The following is a 17,529-nucleotide window of genomic DNA, read 5'->3' as shown; positions in this document are numbered from 1 at the left end:
TTCAAAGGCCTTTGAAGCCCTTGTATTCCTGATAGGTGCCGGTGGGGACGGTGACTCCGCGCCATTCCCGATTGAGACGGCGGTATTTGTTGATGAAGTCGGTAGGATCCGCCCAGTTCGCGTAATCGGAGGGGGCTGCATTCCGCTGCATTCCGATATTGATATTGTGGCGGATTTCAAAATGAAGATGGGCGGGATACATTCCGAAATTACTTCCGATGGTGCCGACCTGATCTCCTCTTTTCAGTTCCTGGCCGACTTTGACCATGATCCGATCGAGGTGACCGTAGAGGGAATCCACGAATTTCACTTTTCCGCTGGCAGGATCGCGGTAGGCGTGACGGATGAGGACTACGTTTCCCCAGCCCTGACGGACATTGTGGGCGAAGGTGACGATACCGGTGCCAATGCAGTAGACGGGATCCCCGAGATCGCTATCGCCGCCAGCACGACCGTTCCAGTCCTCCCCGAAATGGGTGGGGGAGCGGAGACGGAGGCCGCGGGCCTTGTAGTATCCGGAAGCATCGGGCTTCCCGACCGGGAAGTCGAAGCCATCGGCAAGTTTGATGCGCTCTGCGTTCGAGTTGTTCGAAAAAAGGAAAGCAGAGGCCAGGAGAACGAACAGAAGCAGTTTGTGCATTGATCCCCGGGAGGCGATTTTTAGATCGGGCGACATTGTTCCGAATTTCAGCCGACGATCAGTTTGAAGCAAGGGAAAAGAAACAAGCTGCTTCCGAAACGCTGTGTGGTGTCTAGCGGACCGGGCCCTCTATACCGCCGGCCATCTCTTCGATACTCAGTGGCTTATAACCTCCGAGCGTTTTGAAGTAGATGAAAAGTATGAGGAATATGCAGGCCATTGTGAGCGGGATGAAGCTATCTGCCTTCAGTGTATCGCGGTCTCCCTGTTGGTCGGCGACCACGACTTCGGTCTCGGCATCCGTGCGCTCGGTGGAATCCTTGGCGGCAGCGAGTTTGGTGCCGTCGAGGCCATAGGTGGAGGTGGCCGGAATATTGAGGAAGGTGGATGGGGTTTCCGCCTTGTATTCCTCATAGGTGGCGGGTGCTGATTTTTCCAGAGCTTCACCGGCGAAACGGTCCTTCGCGTAGCCGAGGCCGGGAGTGCCGATGAGGCCGGCCGACATCATACCGATGCCGCCGATGATGGACATGGCCAGACCGCCGGTGTGTGGGAAGCGGTCGCCGACGATTGCGAGCATAGTTGGCCAGAAGAATGTTTTCCCGACTGCGTAGATGCCGAGCGCGACAAGGGCCATGCCGAAGGTGGTCATGCCGCTGGCGAGGTTGAGGCCGATGAAGCCGAGAATGGAGCAGACGAGCAGCAGGCCGACGGGTGAGAGTTTAAGCTTGGTCTCGAGCCAGTGTGCGGAAAAGCGGAGACCGAACATGATGACGGATGTCCAGAGGAAGAGGTATTTCCCTTGCTCGGATGTGAAAAGGTTTCCGGTAATATTCTGGATCCAGCCGTCTGTGCCGAGCTCTACGGCGCCGATAAGCGCGTGGGTGACGAAAAGAACGAAGAGCAGGAAGGAGCCGATTGAAAACTTGGTGAGGACTGCAACGGCGATAAGGAGGATGCCGCCGATGCCGTATCCGATGAGGTTCGCCTGATCCGGAGCGGCGGTTTTGAAGAGATCCCCGAAGAAAAGTGCTAGAAGGTAGCAGACTACAAGAGAGCCGATCATGCCGACCGGTTTGAGCATTTCGAGAAGGCTTGCACCTTTTTCAACGGCTTCCGATTTCGGGTATTTCTGGCCGAGGAACATCAGGCCGTAGCCGAGGGTGGGGATGAGGTAGAGGGCGAGCTGGAGTTTCCAGTTGATTCCCATTTTATCATCGAGAATCCACGCTGCGACGACGCCGAGGATCATGCCGAGCGGCCATGCAGCGTGAAGAATATTAAGGTAATGGGTGCGCTGTTTCGGGAAGAGGGTGGAGACGAGTGGATTGGCAACAGCCTCGAGCGTGCCGTTCGCGAAAGCGAAGAGAAACATACCCCAGTAGAGGAAGGTATATGCGGTATCCGGGCTGCTGGCGCCAAATGTAACGAAGGCCGAGAGGACGTGACATAATAGAGCTACTACAACGAGTTTCCCGTAGCCGAGCTTATCTACAACAAATCCACCGCCGATGATTCCGAAGCAGAAGCCGATGAAGCCGGCGCCGCCGATGGCCCCCAGCTGTGCGCCTGTGAATCCGTATTCTTTGCCCCAGTTGTCAAAGATGGCGCCACGGATGGCAAAGCCGACTCCGGCGGCGAGGATTGCCATGAATCCGGCCCAGAGGAGACGGGAGGCGTTTGGTGCGATGGGTTGTGTCTTATCCATAGGTTTTTTATGATACTTTTATGGATTATCGATTCTTTCCCGTGGTGGCAAGTCTTCCGGTGAAAGTTCCGAGGCGTTGGGTGGCCCGAATTTTCCAAATCGTTCAGGGTTGACGATTTATGGGATGAATCAGAAGTTTCGTGAGTGTTAGGCGAGTACGATATGGTAAAAGATGCGGCGCGTCTGGTGGCGTTGCGTGAAACAGGGCTGCTGGATACAGCGCCGGAGGATTCCTTTGATAGGATCAGTAACCTGGCGAGACGGGTATTGGGGGTGCCGGTTGCTTTGGTCTCTCTGGTGGATGAGCAGCGCCAATTTTTCAAAAGTGCGTGCGGACTGCCCCAGGAGTTGGCGGGTCTGCGCGAAACCCCGCTCACGCATTCGTTTTGCCAGCATGTGGTAAATTCCGCGAAGGCATTGATCGTCAGGAACTCACTTGAGCATCCGCTGGTGAAGGCGAATCTGGCGGTGGGGGAGCTGGGGGTGAATGCTTATCTGGGTTTTCCAATTCTGGCTGGAGACGGGCACGTGATCGGATCCTTCTGTGTGCTGGATTTCAAAGCACGGGACTGGACGGATGCGGAAATTGCTCTGGTGGAGGATTTGGCGGCGGTAGTGACCACCGAGATCGAGCTAAGGGTTGCCCGCAAGGATGCCGCGGAGGGAGCGGAGAGACTGGATCTATTGCTGCAATCCGCAGGCGAAGGGATCTATGGGATGGATATGCACGGGAACTGCACTTTTAGTAACCGCAAATGTGCGGAGATGCTGGGATATGATAGTCCCGCTGAAATTCTCGGTAAGAATATGCATCGGCTGATCCACCACACCTGTGCTGACGGAAGTGTATTCGAAGAGCATGAATGTCCGATTTATCTGGGGATGAAAGAGGACGAGGTGGCGAATATTTCCGGGGAGTATTTCTGGAGGAAAGACGGGACAAGTTTTCCGGTGGAATATCATTCCACTCCGGTGACCCGAAATGGGGAAGCACTGGGAGGGGTGGTGATTTTTACTGATATTACCGAGCGGCTTGAGAAAGAGCGTGAGCTTGCGGAGGCGCTGAAGCGTGCGGAGCAATCCCGCCGCCGTGCGGAGGTGGCGGACCGGGAAAAGAGCCGGTTTCTCGCGAATATGAGCCATGAGATACGGACTCCGATGAATGCCGTGATCGGTTTTGCCGAGCTGCTGGACGGCCACGTGCAGAGTGATAAGGGAAGGCGCTATCTGGACGTCATCCGTAATAGCGGGACCTCGCTGCTGAACTTAATCAATGATATTCTGGATCTTTCGAAAATTGAATCCGCCCAGATCGATCTGAATCCACTGCCGTGCGATATCCGTCAATTGGCGGATCGGGTGAGGTTGCTGCTGAGCCACCGCTTCGAAGAAAAAGGTGTGTTGCTGGACATCTCGATAGATCCGGCAGTGCCACAGCTCGTGACGATCGATGAGGAAAGAATCCGCCAGGTGATTGTGAACCTTGTCGGGAATGCGATGAAGTTTACCGAAAAGGGGGCTGTGAAAATGGTAATCTCGACGGTTGCCGACGATGAGGATGTGCGGAGAGTTCTACTGAAAATTGAGGTTTCCGACACCGGGGTGGGAATCGCCGAGGAAGATCTCGGAAAAATTTTCAAGCCGTTCCAACAGGGAGCGAGTGCCGGATTAATCTCCGAGGGCGGCACCGGGCTGGGACTCAGTATTTCCAAGAGTATTGTGGAGCTATGCAATGGTGAGATCGGGGTGACGAGCGAGGAGCACGTCGGGAGCACATTCACCGTGCAGATTCCCGGGGTTCTGGCTACCAGCGAGGCACAACTGGAAGCTGAGAAGTTACTGCCGAGCGATTTCAGTGATTTTGAGCCGTCATTAATTCTGATCGTCGATGACAATATGATGAACCGTGAGCTTTTGAGCGGATATCTGGAAGGTAGTGGTCACGAAATTCATCTAGCGAAAAACGGCGCGGAAGCGGTAAGGAAATGCAGCGAGCTGAAGCCGAGGATTGTACTCATGGATATCCGGATGCCGGGTATGTCCGGGACGGAAGCCCGCGAGGTGATAGCCTCCGACAGTGATCTGGTGGATACGCGGGTGATCGCGGTGACAGCATCGAGTATGATGGGGCAGGAAAGGCGCCTCAGAAATACCTTCGACGGCTATATCCGCAAGCCGCTACGGCCGGTGGATCTCTACGAGGAATTGGAGAAATTTCTGGAGAAAAGGACAGGGGTTTAAATGTATTCCTGTTTGAACAACGGGATGCGTGCCCTCAGGTTTCCAATATAATGACCAAACGAGTGATATACGAAGGGCGGGTGCAAGGAGTGGGTTTCCGCTATACCACGAAGGATCTTGCGCGGGGTTTCGACGTGCTGGGGACGGTAAAGAATCTTCCGGACGGAAGCGTGGAGCTGATTATTGCCGGGGAGGATGCGGAGGTGGGGGAGTTTCTGAGGGATTTGCAGGAGGATTCCGCAGTGGCGCATCACATCAAAAACGTGCTCGTGGAGGAAATTGCCCCGTTGCCAGATCTGAAAGGTTTCTCTATCGTCTCCTGAAGGGTCGGTGGATTTCCGATTCGATTTCTTATAAATAACGACGATGCCAAACTACGATTACGAGTGCCTTGAGTGTGGAAAACGGTTCGAGATTTTCCAAAGCATGAAGGATGATAAGCTTACCGATTGTCCGCAGGAGGGCTGCGATGGAAAGGTTCGTCGTCTGTTGGGGACAGGTGGTGGTATTATCTTCAAGGGGTCCGGGTTTTATGAGACGGATTACCGTTCCTCATCCTATAAATCCGGCGAAAAGGCTGATAAGGCGCCTGCGGCGAGCGATACCAAGAAGGCCGAAAAGCCGAAGCCAGCGCCGAAGGCTGCAGGTGATTCCAAATAGAAGAACCCAATCAGTAAAAGAACGAGATAGATGGCAAAGAAAGATAAAGACAGCGGTGAAAAGAAGGGTGGATGTCTGGGGAAACTCTTCGGGCTGATCTTTTTCCTGATTCTTGCAGGTCTGGGGGCTGTGATCTATTTCATCGCCCAGCCACAGGATCTTTCTGATCTGGGAGGATATTCGCAGGTGAGCACCGGGGAGGCCCGGAAGCCTCGTGATATCCAGGTGGCCCTTCGTAAGGCGATCGAGGGGGATTTCTCTGTGAACTTGTCCGAAGAGGATATCAATCTATGGCTGGAGCAGCAGCTGAAAGCCCGCCAAGGTGGTGAATTGGGAGAGTGGATCACGCTGAAACGCGTTTGGGTGAGGCTTGGCGACGGTATTGCTGAAGTAATTATAGAGCGGGATGTTTTGGGGCATGCTTTGACCACGTCCTTGTTCGTGCAGGTGGAGCAACGCGATGGCGACAATGGTGTCACCACTGAAATTCACCTTCATGGCGGGCCTTTCCACGATGATTTCCCAAAACTGACCCGTGGAGGACGCTTCGGGAAAGTGGTGGTTCCACAGGGTTTCCTGCTGATCGTTCTTGCAGATTTCAGAAAGCTTGCGGAGACATTTGATCCTGAGATCGAACTCGGTTTCCAACGCATGGCCCGCATCAAAATCGAAGAGGACCGACTGATTCTCGATCCCCAGCAGCCCACGAGCACTGGCGGTGCGTTCTAGGAAACTTCGATGAAAAACCCACTGGATCATCAAAAGCAACCGAGGCGGGGCCGAGTGCCTTCGGTAATGTCGGGGGTGGTGATGTGGACGTTGTTACAGACCGCGGGGATCGCCTTGGCAGAGGAGGCGCAACCGGTGCCAAGGGCTACTCCGGTGGAGGATCTGTTGCCGAAATTTTCCGAAGATGGGGCAGTGGTCAGTCATTCGGAACAATTCCGCATCTCCGGCGGAACTTCCTCGGTTCGCGGAGCTGCTGCGAATCTCGCGGAGGAGGCAAAGCAGGAGCTCCTGAGCCTCACGGAAGAGGACGATGATTGGGAGGTGCCGATCAAGATAGAACTGCGCGGCAAAGAGGGCGAGGCAGTGCCGCTGCGGACGACGGTGCTGAAAATTTCTTTTAGCGAGAAGGGCTATGAAATCAGAATTTACGTAAATCTCAGCCAAGGTTTGCAGCGGGAGGAATTCCGGGAGGCTGTTTATAAATCATTGGTTTTCGCGCGGGGCTTGCGGAACCGTGAATTCGCGGAATCCGAGGTGGGGTTGCGGGTTCCGCCATGGCTGGTGGAAGGGCTGCAGGAGGCGAATGCCTGGCGGCTGAAGCAAACGGACCGGCGGCTATACGATGCGCTCTTTCAGCACGGGGGCCTTTTCAAGATCCAGGATCTCTTCGAATTATCCGCGGTGGAATACGAGACGATTGATGCGGCGTCGCGTGCTGCCTTCCGTGTTTCATCGGGGGCTCTGGTGATGGCATTGCTCGAGCAACCGGAGGGAAAGGCCGGGATTCGTGAATTTCTTACCGAGATACCTGATTTCCAAGGGGAAATGCCGGCTTTGCTCCGGAGGCATTTCCCGGATCTAAACCTTTCGGAAAACAGTCTCGAGAAATGGTGGGCGCTTCAGCTGGCCAACAAGGGAACCGCACCCTTGACCGAGGCGTTCAGCGTGGCGAAGACGGAGCAGATGTTGAACGAGGCACTGCGGTTGCGGACGAGGGACGGGGATGGGAATATGGAGGAGATTCCGTTTTCTGACTGGTCCAGCGTGGCATCATTGGGCGAGGTAAAACGAATGGAGGCAGTGAAGCAGGCCGAAGCGGATTTGCTTCGGCTGAGTTATCGCTGTTTCCCGTCCTATCGCGTTCTATTGCTGGAGTATCAGGCGCTCCTGAAGGACTTTTCGAACGGAAATACGGAGAATCTCCAGGTTTCCGTCAATACCTTGGCGACCACTCGTGCCACGATGCTGGAAAAGGCGCAACGGGCGCGGGATTTCCTCGATTGGTTTGAAATTACCCGTGCACGGGAGACCAGCGGAGTATTTGATGACTATTTGAATCTCAAGGCACGCCTCAAGGAAAATCCCACACGGAGAAAGGATGATCTATCAAAATATCTGGACCGGCTGGACCCATTGTTTGCGATGCCGGAGGAGCAAAAGGATGAATTCGGATTGAATCCGCAGTTCCTTCCGTTTTGATGATTTGACCTTTGTAATACTCGGTACAAGCTCCCGCTGTGTTCGCCACTTACGTCCATCAGCTAGACCCGATTCTCTTTCAATTTACCGAGAGCATAGCCCTGCGTTGGTATGGCCTCGCGTATCTCGCTGGTTTTTTTCTCGGCTACCTCGTTCTGAAGAAACTCGCGGAGAAAAAGCTCTGGGTGCTGGCCCCGGAAAAGACGGCTGATTTCATTGCCGCCGCGGCTTTGCTGGGTGTGTTTTTGGGAGGACGGCTTGGTTACATTCTATTTTATCACATTCCCCGCGATGGGTTTGGTAGTGTTTTAGCGGATCCGATGCTGGTCTTTCGCGTTTGGGAAGGCGGAATGGCCAGCCATGGAGGGATACTCGGTCTGGCAATTTTCACCTTCTGGTATGCGAGAAAGCATAAGGTTTCATGGGCGGGGCTGGCGGATGGACTTTGTGTGGTCGGTCCGATTGGCTTGATGTGTGGAAGGATTGCAAACTTCATCAACGGTGAGCTCTATGGGCGCGTTGCTGAGAAGGTGGCCTGGGCGGTAAAATTCCCGGGAGCGTTCATGGACCCGAAGGTTCCTGAATCCGGCCGCTTTGATGCGGCTCTTTCAGCAGCGATCGATGCGGATCCTGTGTTTGCCAATACGATCGCATCCATCGGAGGGGATGGTAGCCAGTCGGGTGACCGTTCGGCCTATTTCTTTTCCCTGCTGGATGCAAACCGGCACTCGGAGGCGGTAACGAATGCGATTGCACCGTATCTTGAGGGTCGCCATCCATCACAACTGTATGAAGGATTTCTGGAAGGAGGCCTGATTTTCGCCATTCTTCTGATCGTGCGATTAAAATATCCGAAACTCCCATATGGAGTGATTACCGGATTATTTTTTGCACTATATGCCACATTCCGGATCTTCGTGGAACAGTTCCGCGAGCCGGATGCGGCATGGGTGGTGGAAGGTTACCTGACCCAGGGTCAGTTTCTTTCCTTCTTCCTCTACATATTCGCCGCCGTGTTTTTCATTACGGCGTGGCGTGGTAGAGGAAAGCCGGTGGTCACCGGCCAATAAGGGAAAGCGGGCTCAGCCCAAACGGAAGACGATCCGTGCCTTGGTAAGATCGTAAGGAGACATTTCCATCTTTACGCGGTCACCGACAACCAGCCGGATGAAACGTTTGCGCATTTTTCCGGAAATATGTGCGAGAACTTCGTGGCCGCTGGCTAGCTTAACCCGAAACATGGTTCCTGCCAGAACGGATGAAATCTCGCCTTCGACTTCCACGGCTTTTTCTTCGCCATCCTGATCTACCTTTTTCTTGGGACCAAAGCTACGATTGCGATTTCTTCCGCCACTGCGGCGTCTTTTGTTGTTTCTAGGAGGCATAATAGGAGGCTGGCAAATGTCTGATATTGCCAGCGGGCGAGACCGATAGCAGACCTTTGCCCCGCCAGCAATGGCAAAATCACTGACACTATACCACGAAAAGGTGGAAGCGCATGCTTGCAAAGTGATATTAGAGGGGCCAATTTGATCGTGCCGCTTCACTAAGAGGCGCGAATTTTTAAAAAATACCCGACTATGCCTGAAATTACCGAAAAAGAACTTCCAGCCAATATCAAGCCGCTCTGGCTAAAAGCACTCAGTGCTGTCCAGATGAAGAATCTGGATTATGCGGCCAGTCTCCTTCAAGCCGTTCTGAAAGATGCTCCGAACTTTCTGGAAGGGCGGAAAATCCTTCGTAAATGCTCGATCCAGCTTCAAAGCACATCAGGCAAGAAGAAGGGTTTTTTCGGGATGTCCGGTGGTGGTATGGGGGTAATGAAGATCGCCAGCCAAGCTAAAAAGGATCCAACCGGGGCTCTGGTTCTCATTGAAAAAGAACTGGAAAAAGACCCTACCAGTGAGCAGGCGAACGATCTGCTGTTCGATATCGCACTTAAACTGGAGATGTATGAGACTGCTGCTTTCGCACTGGAAACAATACGGACGCACAAGCCTGAAAATGTGAAATTGCTTCACAAATTGGCTGACTTTTATCTTTCCCGCGAGATGCCCAACGAGGCTTCCGAGGTCTACAACGATATCATCAAGCAGACACCCACCGATGGCGTGGCGGTCAAGGGGGCGAAGGATGCATCCGCACGCGCTTCCATGCAGAAGCAGAAGTGGGATGAGAACAGCAGCATGAAGGATCTCATGCGTGATTCCGCCGGAAACGAGGAGATGGAGAAAGCCGGCCGCACCGGTTTGACGAAGGACCAGCTGGAAGCTCGCCGCGACAGCGTGATTGAAAAATACAATGCGGATCCGAATAGTCTGAGCACTTCCAAAAATCTGGCTGGAATCTACGAGCAGCTGGAAGACTGGGCGAATGCATACACCTTTTACAACTGGGCACATTCGCTGAGCAACGGTGACGTGGCTCTGGAGACAAAATCCGCGGCCATGCACGACCGCGCGTTGGAAGCCGAGCTCACTGCTCTGGAAGCAGGCCTCGCGGCTGATCCGGAAAATGAGGAGCTCAAAACCCAATATGCGGCTGCCAGGTCCGCGAGACTTTCCGAGCAGGTGGCCGAGGCGAAGCGCCGCGTGGACCAGAACCCGACGGATGCGCAACTGCGCTACGAGCTGGGTAATGCACTTTACAAATCCGGCGACCATACCTCCGCGATTCCGCATCTCCAGCAAGCGACAAGGAATCCACATATCCGGACCAAGGTTCTGCTCCTTCTCGGCCGGACATTCCGCGCGAAAAGCATGTATGACATCGCCATCAAGCAGCTGACTGACGCGCTCTCCGATCTCCACGGAATGGACGGAACGAAGAAGGAAATCCTTTACGAAAAAGGTCTGATCCACAGCGAAATGGACGATAAGCAAGCAGCTCTCGATAGCTTCAAGCAGATCTACGAGGTGGATTATGGCTACAGGGATGTGGCCGAGCGGGTGGAAAATTCCTACTCGTAACCGACACTCTTCCAAACCTCCTTCTCGATCATCGCAGAAGGAGGTTTGTTTTTTGAAAATTGAGGCTTAACTCCCTTTATGCACGACTCCCGAATCGAAGCCCTCGCCAAGCAGCTCATCGGATACTCCACCGGTATCAAGAAGGGTGAGAAAGTTCTGCTGGATCTCTATGACGTCCCGGACTCAATCGGCGTTGCGCTGATCCGGGAGGTGAGAAAGAAGAAGGCTTTTCCATTTGTTCGCCTACATCAGTCGAGGATTTCCCGCGAAATGCTCAATGATGCATCCGATGAGCAATATAGCACCATGGCGTCCCATCTTCTTGCTGAGATGAAGGATATGGATGCCTACATCGCGCTGCGCGGGAGTCACAACATTTCAGAAACGTCCGATGTGCCGCAGAAGAACATGGCACTGGCGATGAAGCATTTGCGCCCGGTGATTGATCACCGCGTGAAGAAAACCAAGTGGTGCGTGCTGCGCTGGCCAACTGCGTCCATGGCGCAGCAGGCGAATATGAGCACTGAGGCATTCGAGGATTTCTACTTCGAAGTGTGTCTGCTGGATTACAAGGCTCTGCTACCCTCCATGAACGCACTCAAGCGCTTGATGGAAAAGACGAACGATGTTCACATTCTGGGCCCGGGCACGGACCTCAAATTCTCTATCAAGGACATCCCGGCAGTGGTGTGCGGGGGGAATTTCAATATTCCGGACGGTGAGGTGTTTACTGCTCCTGTGAAGGATTCCGTGAACGGCTATGTCAGTCACAATGCTCCGACGATTTATCAGGGAATCGCTTTCGATTCGATTCGTTTGGAGTTTACCGACGGAAAAATTACCAAAGCAGAAGCCGGAAGTAAGTCGAAGGAGCTGAACCGAATACTGGATACGGACGAGGGTGCCCGTTTTATCGGTGAATTTGCATTAGGTTTTCATCCAGTCATCCGCGAGCCGATGCGTGACATTCTGTTTGATGAAAAGATCGCCGGGTCATTCCACTTTACTCCGGGCCAAGCCTACGAGATCGCCGATAACGGCAACCACAGCCAGATCCATTGGGACATGGTCAATATCCAGCGCAAAGACTATGGCGGCGGTGAGATCTACTTCGATGGCAAGCTGATCCGTAAAGACGGTATCTTCCTGCCGAAGAACCTCGAAAAGCTGAACGGGTAAACAGCACTACCCAGCGCGGAAGGGGCTCCGGAAAATACCCGGTCGCTTAATGGGGGGGATTCCCCCGCCGCGGTGTGCAATGAGTCTCATCATTAAAGAAATGGTGGGACTTGCCGCGACGGAGGAAAATTTTTCTCTGGTGGGAGGAGGCGACTATCGTCGTCTTTGATCTTCTTCCCGGACGATGTCGTTCATGGGAGCGGCCGCGTCGTGAAGTTGTTCTGCGGTGGCGTTGCCATGTTTATAGGCCCGTGAGGCGAGGGATTTCCGGGTCATGCCGGTCATGGCGGCTTCGTAGCCGGCATCATCCGCGACGTAAGCGGCGGCGTTGGACATTTGGATGTTCATCCTGCCAGCGGTGGCGATGGCATCGGCATTGGCGCCGAGGAAGAGAAATTCCCACTGGTATTTTTCGGTCTGGTGTTTGATGCGCTTCGCGATGTCCGCCCAGGTGTATTTGGTGGAGGAATTTTCCTCTCCGTCGGTAAGGATGGCGATTGAGACGTGGTCCGGGCGGTCGGCCTCGGGGAGTTTGGACAGGCGTTGACCGGTCTTGTCGATGGTGCGGCCGATGGCATCGAGCAGGGAGGTGGAGCCCTGCGGAACGTAGCTCTCCAGATCAAGTGGAAGGATTTCGGCCACTGGTAGGGATAGGTGGCGGACTTCTACGATCGAGTCGAAGTAGACTAGGGTTAGTTTTGTCTGGCCCGGAGAGTTTTGCTGATCGCGCAGGAATTGATTGAAGCCGTTGATGGCGGCTGTGCGTATGGACTCCATGCTGATGGAGCGATCTAGGATGAAAGCTAATTCGGTTTTCATGTATTTGGCTGGTTGTAGGGTTGCGATTGGGTGGAATTTAGGGCGGGTTCGGGTCTTATTTAGTGTTTCTTAAGTTTTTACTGGTTGAGTGTTATGGAGTTGTGTAGAAATACACGTGTGTCGTTTTTATCGACGTGTTCACAATGGTGAAATTTTTATAACGCGTCAATAAAAACGATATGTTTTTATAAAACGACGTATTTGCAAGATGGGCAATAAAAGTAGCAGAGAACAGTGGGCGGGTCGTGAAAGGCTTTTGTTCATCGAGCGTTTGGCGTGGTGGAAGGGTGTGGTGAATCGTGCGGACCTGCGTAATGTTTTTGGAATTTCCGCGGCGCAGGCTTCGGCGGATCTGCAGGGGTATCAGGAGATGAACCCGACGGCGCTGGTCTACAATGTGAGACGCAAGCGGTATGAGGCTGGTGAGGGGATGGTATGCGTGATGCATGAGCCGAAGATCGAGCAGGCGGTATCGCTGTTTCTAGGGGGAGCGGCGCCGGTGATGGGGATGGCGGGATCGATGGGGGCGGGTGCTATGGTAGATTTTTTCCGGCCATTGACGCGTGAGGCAGACGCGGTGGTGCAGAGGCGGGTGTTCCTGGCGATGGAAGGTGGAAGGAAGATCCGGGTGAAATACTGGAGCGTGAGCAGCAGTGGGGGGCGGGATAGGGATATAGCTCCACATGCTCTTGGGCATGATGGATACCGCTGGCATGTGCGGGCGTGGTGCTTTGAAAACGAGGATTTCCGGGACTTTGTCCTGAGCAGGATGGAGGGTGCCGAGTGGCCGGAGGAGGTTTTCTCCCCGGTGTTATCGGATACCCAGTGGGAGAGTATGGAGACTGTGATCCTGCAGCCGCATACGGGGCTGGACGAGGATCAGCGCAAGACGATCATCCGAGATTATGGGATGAAGGGTGGGGTGCTGAAGGTGCAGGTGCGCACTGCTATGAAGGAGTATTTCCTGGCCCACTGGCGGGTGCCGGTGGAGGGCAGGCCGCTGCATCTTGAAATTTCCGGGCCGAAGTCCTAGCCCTTGATTTCAAGGGTCCGGAAACGGGCCGGCGGGAGGCGGTGATTTCACCGATGGCTGCAGGTTCGCAGCGGCGTTATGGCTGGGAGTCTAGCTCAATCCCCATCTTTTTAGCACGGGCGTGCCAGAGGTTTCGCGCGTGGAGTTGCAGGTCCGGGTGGTGATCGGTTTCATCGATGATCTCGAAGCCGAAGATGGTTTCGATGATGTCCTCGAAGGTGACGAGGCCTACAGTGGTGCCGAATTCGTCCGTGACGAGCATGATCTGGTGACGCTCTGCGATGAAGCGCTGGAAGAGTTGATCGACGGTGGCGTATTCGGAGGTGATGGCGATCGGGAGTAATACGTCGGCGAGGGTGCCGGTATCGTAATCGTCCTTCAGGTGGGCGATGAGTGCATCGCCACGGATGATGAAGCCTGAGAAATCATCGCTCCCACGATCATAGAGAGGGATGCGGGTGAAGGGTTTGTTCTCAATGAGTGCTGCGAAATCCACGAGCGGAGTGGTTTGCGGCAGGGAGAAGATGACCGGGCGAGGGGTCATGATGTCCGATACCTTCATTGCGTGAAGCTGGATGAGGTTATGGACGAACTGGGATTCGCGGGCGTGGAGGGAGCCGGAGTCTTCTCCTATGCGGGCCATGGCGAGGAGTTCATCGCGGTGCTCGGATGGATCATATTCCTCGTCCTTGGTGGAAATCATGCTGGTGATGGATTTCGACGCTAGGACGAGAGGCTTCAGTGCGGTGGTGAGGAAGATGAGAAACTTGGCCGTGAAAGGGGCGAGTGGGCTAGCAAAGCGTGCGCCGATTGTCTTCGGGATAATTTCCGTGATGACGAGGATGGCGATGGTGAGGGTGGCGGCGAAAGCTGCTTCCCATTGGTTTCCTGTGATTTTAGCCCACTGTGCCCCTGCGCCGGCGGCGCCCATGGTGTGGGCGATGGTATTAAGGGTGAGGATGGCGGAAAGTGGACGGTCAATGTCTTCCTTGAGTTTCTCCATTTTTTTCCCCCACGGGAGGCCTTTCTCGATGGCACGAGAGATACTGGTAGGGGTGATGGTGAGGAGGGAGGCTTCCAGAAGAGAACAGAGGAAGGAGAAAATCAGGGCGATGAGTATGTAGGTGACGAGTAGAGTCATGAAATTATGTGATGCCGGATTATCAGTGATCGGCGGTCAGTGGAAGATAAATGCGGTGGATTTACCGATACAAACGAGGTGGTCAGGGGGCTGACTTGGAGTAGTGTGTGGCGAGGCCTTCCGCGAGGGCTGTGGCGTATTCCTGGAAGATGGAGGGAACGTTTTCTCCGTTGATTTCGCGGAGGCCTTGGTAATCGCCAGCCTGGATACGGTTGTAATCATGGATTGAGTTCATGACATATGGCTCCATGAAAATGACGGGGCAGTCATAGAGCCGGTTTGCGAGCAGGTTCCTTGCGTAGAGGTAGGGGCTGTCCGGGACAGCGCGGACGTTTTGGCCAAGGGAGGCATATTTGTAGGGGGGGAGTTTTGAAATCTCCGCGAAGGTTTTTGCGACGGTTTTACCAACTAGGACTTCTTCCTCGTGGGTGCGCTGGAGGAGCTTTTCCAGCATGGCGAAGCGTTGGTCCGCGAGGTGGACTTCATCGCTGGTGTAGCCGCCGTTGAGAAGTACATGGAAATGTGTGCGGGGGATGAGTGTTGGATTATCGGGATCGCCCCAGCCTTCGGCATTGAAGTGGAGGCAGAGGACGAGATCCGGTTTGATGGTATTATTAACGATTTCCGCCCGGGCGCGGATCTCAGCTGTGCGGTAAAAGAGTTTCTCGGTAAATTTCCGGATGGACTCGGGGTCATCCTCGGGGAGATCTGTGGCGAGTGAGGAGAGATCGGTGGGGCGGAGTGAGGTGACGGGCTCCGGATCGGTGCGGACGAGTGTGACGGTGGCGCCCATTTCCTCGAGGATCGGCTTGAGGAGTTTGGCGACTTTCAGTGTCATATCGCCCTCGGTGACGGGTGTGCCCTCTCCGATCTGGAACCAGCGTTCCTCGATCTGTGCCCATTGACCGCCGATGTGGCCGGCATCAATGGCGATGTGGAGATTTTCGAGAGGTTTCCGGGGAGGCGGAATGGGGAGGGATTGTGTATCCTGCCAGTGGCGAGGGGTGGGTGCTGTGAATTCAGCGGTGGCGAAATTCAAAATGAAGGGTGGCGCGCCGGGATCGGTGGTGGTGAGAATTTCCGCGGAGGTGTCGGAGAGGGTGATGTATCTTTGCCAGGTATCGTCCGTGGTGAAAATTTCGGTGAGGAGTTTTTCGAAATCAGTGCGGGAAATGGTGTTCTGGTAGGCCTCTAGTGAGCTCCAGTCCGGGGCCTCAGCCAGGATGGAGAGGGTGGGGTTGATTTTTTCGGTGAGTTCGGGGGTTTTCGTAGGGTCGAGGGTTTCCGTGGGTGTTGAGAGGTCTTCGGTTTGCTGTTCTATTTCCTCAGGAACGTTCGAACCCAGCTTGAGCGTGAGTGCTGTCACCAAGGCGAGGAGTATGATGACGGTAATGAGGGCAAGGTTCTTCATGGGGCGGATATGGTGGATGGTAGGTGATTTTTCGCTGGGTTCAAATGGAGAAGGGTGGCGAATACGTCGGGAGGTAAGGATGCTATTGCGTGGGGTGCTTTGGTTGGTAGTGTGTGTGTATTGAAGAAGCGTTGGACAATACGGGATTTGGTGGATTTTGAGGCGCTGCTAGGGCGTGGAGATGCGGTGGAGGTGGATGATGGTGTGATTCGTGATTCGGTGAAAGGGCTGGAGGGTGCGAGTGCCCGGCGGGCGGGGATGCTTGCCTGGCTGGAGGAACGGTGTAGGGGCGGTGGTTATGAGGGTATGGGTGAGGTGTGGGCTAGCGGCCGGTTTGTGGTTGGGGTGCTGGTGGTGGTTTTTATGTTTCTGGCAGGGGTGGGGGTGATGACGGGGCTGCTGGATAGGGAGCGGATGGGGTTTAATATCCCGATGGTTCTGGGGGTGGCTGTCGGGCTGCAGATTCTGGTGCTGGTGGGGGCTGCCTTGGTTTGGCTGGTGAGGGGAAGGTTTACGAAGGGGCTGGGGATTGTGCCGAAGTTATTGGGGTGGCTGGTTGGTAAAATCGGCGGTGCTGGAAAAATGGAGTGGTGGCGTGTTCTGCGGCTGGAGGGGGGCAAGGGCTGGGAGGCTCTCGGGTGGAATCTGGTAAGGCTGACGCAGGTGGGGGCGGTGACGTTCTCGGTGGGGTTGATGGCGGGTTTGCTGGGATGTATCTGGTTTCTGGAGGTGGGATTTTTCTGGGAATCGACGACGCCGGAGTGGATGGCGGCGAGGCTACATGAGGTGACTGGTTTTCTGAGTTTCCCATGGGCGGGTGTGTGGCCGGAGGCAGTGCCTTCGATGGGGGCTGTGATTGCGGCGCAAGATGGCGACAAGGGTGCTGAAAACGGTGGCGTGTGGTATTTGTTTTTGTTTGCGGCGATTTTCTTCTGGGGGCTGTTGCCGAGGCTGTTGCTCTGGGGTTTCGCTGTGATGAAGGAGCGGGCTGCGATGGGTGCTTTGGATTTCCAGGCAAAACGGCATCGTGAGCTTTGGCGGGAGATGATGGGAACGAGGCGGGTGGATGTGAGTGAGGCTCCGGTGGATGGAGTTCTGGTGCTGGATGTGGGCGGGACCGGGCTGAAGGAAGAGAGTCTCCGTGGTTTTCTACTGCGGAGGCTGCGGGTGAATCCCGGTGAGTGGTATGAGGTGGGGGTCTGGGATGAAAAGGGTGAGGAGGCTGCGCGGAAATCGATCAGAAATGCGCCGGCAGGTGTTGTGTTTCTGGCAGAGGGCTGGGCGCTTTCACCGCCGAGGATGGCGGCTTTGCACCGGCAGGTGAGGAGTCTGGCCGGAGTGGATGTGATGATTTATTTCCTGGTGGCGAATGCCGGGGTAAACGGTGGACCGGTGGCGCCGAAGGCCGAGGAGGAGGGGATTTGGCGCGACTTTGTGGATGGCTTGGCGGATGCTGGGTCGGAAATTTATTTTTATGAAGATGAGTATAAGTGATCAGTGCCTTGGGCTGTTTTGCGTGA

Annotated in this window: 16 protein-coding genes; 10 read left to right on the top strand and 6 right to left on the bottom strand. The window is 54.7% G+C overall.

Going from position 1 to position 17,529, the window contains the following annotated elements:
- Window position 1: 1 nt before the first annotated feature.
- Both AAGA79_RS13465 and AAGA79_RS13460 read right to left on the bottom strand, forming a co-directional pair.
- A complete protein-coding gene (locus AAGA79_RS13465) occupies window positions 2-676 on the bottom strand; it encodes a M23 family metallopeptidase (protein ID WP_411826329.1) in 675 nt (224 codons plus the stop codon).
- Between the two features lie 76 nt (window positions 677-752).
- Complete coding sequence (locus tag AAGA79_RS13460; protein ID WP_411826328.1) at window positions 753-2,348, bottom strand: MFS transporter; 1,596 nt, start codon at window positions 2,346-2,348, stop codon at window positions 753-755.
- 162 nt (window positions 2,349-2,510) lie between these two features.
- Here AAGA79_RS13460 and AAGA79_RS13455 point away from each other — a divergent pair, with 162 nt between their 5' ends.
- The 6 genes from AAGA79_RS13455 to lgt are packed head-to-tail and all read left to right on the top strand — an operon-like array spanning window position 2,511 to window position 8,527.
- Window positions 2,511-4,589 (top strand): ATP-binding protein, encoded by a 2,079-nt coding sequence (locus tag AAGA79_RS13455; protein WP_411826327.1) that lies wholly within the window; start codon window positions 2,511-2,513, stop codon window positions 4,587-4,589.
- Window positions 4,590-4,639: 50 nt separating this feature from the next.
- Window positions 4,640-4,912: an acylphosphatase gene (locus AAGA79_RS13450; RefSeq protein ID WP_411826326.1), complete on the top strand. Its 273-nt coding sequence runs from the start codon at window positions 4,640-4,642 to the stop codon at window positions 4,910-4,912.
- Between the two features lie 43 nt (window positions 4,913-4,955).
- Entirely contained in the window at window positions 4,956-5,249 is a 294-nt protein-coding gene (locus AAGA79_RS13445) for an FmdB family zinc ribbon protein (protein WP_411826325.1), read from the top strand.
- 30 nt (window positions 5,250-5,279) lie between these two features.
- The gene (locus AAGA79_RS13440; RefSeq protein WP_411826324.1) at window positions 5,280-5,978 is read left to right on the top strand and encodes a hypothetical protein; all 699 of its coding nucleotides are present in this window, start codon (window positions 5,280-5,282) and stop codon (window positions 5,976-5,978) included.
- 9 nt (window positions 5,979-5,987) lie between these two features.
- Window positions 5,988-7,457, top strand: coding sequence for a hypothetical protein (locus AAGA79_RS13435; RefSeq protein WP_411826323.1), 1,470 nt, complete (start codon window positions 5,988-5,990; stop codon window positions 7,455-7,457).
- A 38-nt stretch (window positions 7,458-7,495) separates the two neighbouring features.
- Window positions 7,496-8,527: a prolipoprotein diacylglyceryl transferase gene (gene lgt / locus AAGA79_RS13430; protein ID WP_411826322.1), complete on the top strand. Its 1,032-nt coding sequence runs from the start codon at window positions 7,496-7,498 to the stop codon at window positions 8,525-8,527.
- Between the two features lie 12 nt (window positions 8,528-8,539).
- Here lgt and infA read toward each other — a convergent pair whose 3' ends face one another.
- Window positions 8,540-8,842 carry a translation initiation factor IF-1 gene (infA, locus tag AAGA79_RS13425; RefSeq protein ID WP_411826321.1) on the bottom strand — a complete coding sequence of 101 codons (303 nt, stop codon included), beginning with the start codon at window positions 8,840-8,842 and terminating at the stop codon, window positions 8,540-8,542.
- A gap of 195 nt (window positions 8,843-9,037) precedes the next feature.
- On the opposite strand from infA, the gene AAGA79_RS13420 reads away from it, so the two are divergent.
- Complete coding sequence (locus AAGA79_RS13420) at window positions 9,038-10,426, top strand: tetratricopeptide repeat protein (RefSeq protein WP_411826320.1); 1,389 nt, start codon at window positions 9,038-9,040, stop codon at window positions 10,424-10,426.
- 78 nt (window positions 10,427-10,504) lie between these two features.
- Window positions 10,505-11,605 (top strand): aminopeptidase, encoded by a 1,101-nt coding sequence (locus AAGA79_RS13415; RefSeq protein WP_411826319.1) that lies wholly within the window; start codon window positions 10,505-10,507, stop codon window positions 11,603-11,605.
- A 153-nt stretch (window positions 11,606-11,758) separates the two neighbouring features.
- On the opposite strand, the gene AAGA79_RS13410 is transcribed toward AAGA79_RS13415, so the two are convergent.
- Window positions 11,759-12,424 (bottom strand): vWA domain-containing protein, encoded by a 666-nt coding sequence (locus AAGA79_RS13410; protein ID WP_411826318.1) that lies wholly within the window; start codon window positions 12,422-12,424, stop codon window positions 11,759-11,761.
- A gap of 208 nt (window positions 12,425-12,632) precedes the next feature.
- Between AAGA79_RS13410 and AAGA79_RS13405 the strand changes: the two genes are divergently transcribed.
- Window positions 12,633-13,457, top strand: a complete 825-nt coding sequence (locus AAGA79_RS13405; RefSeq protein ID WP_411826317.1) for a helix-turn-helix transcriptional regulator — start codon at window positions 12,633-12,635, stop codon at window positions 13,455-13,457.
- A 76-nt stretch (window positions 13,458-13,533) separates the two neighbouring features.
- On the opposite strand, the gene AAGA79_RS13400 is transcribed toward AAGA79_RS13405, so the two are convergent.
- Both AAGA79_RS13400 and AAGA79_RS13395 read right to left on the bottom strand, forming a co-directional pair.
- Window positions 13,534-14,598 carry a CNNM domain-containing protein gene (locus tag AAGA79_RS13400; RefSeq protein ID WP_411826316.1) on the bottom strand — a complete coding sequence of 355 codons (1,065 nt, stop codon included), beginning with the start codon at window positions 14,596-14,598 and terminating at the stop codon, window positions 13,534-13,536.
- A gap of 82 nt (window positions 14,599-14,680) precedes the next feature.
- Window positions 14,681-16,009: an N-acetylmuramoyl-L-alanine amidase gene (locus tag AAGA79_RS13395; RefSeq protein WP_411826315.1), complete on the bottom strand. Its 1,329-nt coding sequence runs from the start codon at window positions 16,007-16,009 to the stop codon at window positions 14,681-14,683.
- A 54-nt stretch (window positions 16,010-16,063) separates the two neighbouring features.
- On the opposite strand from AAGA79_RS13395, the gene AAGA79_RS13390 reads away from it, so the two are divergent.
- Window positions 16,064-17,503: a DUF2868 domain-containing protein gene (locus AAGA79_RS13390; protein WP_411826314.1), complete on the top strand. Its 1,440-nt coding sequence runs from the start codon at window positions 16,064-16,066 to the stop codon at window positions 17,501-17,503.
- Window positions 17,504-17,529 lie beyond the last annotated feature (26 nt).

It is taken from the genome of Luteolibacter sp. AS25, from assembly GCF_046736275.1.
In the GTDB taxonomy this organism is placed as follows: Bacteria; Verrucomicrobiota; Verrucomicrobiia; order Verrucomicrobiales; family Akkermansiaceae; genus Luteolibacter.
Note: the sequence above shows the minus strand (reverse complement) of the source record. Positions and strands in the feature narration are given on the sequence as shown.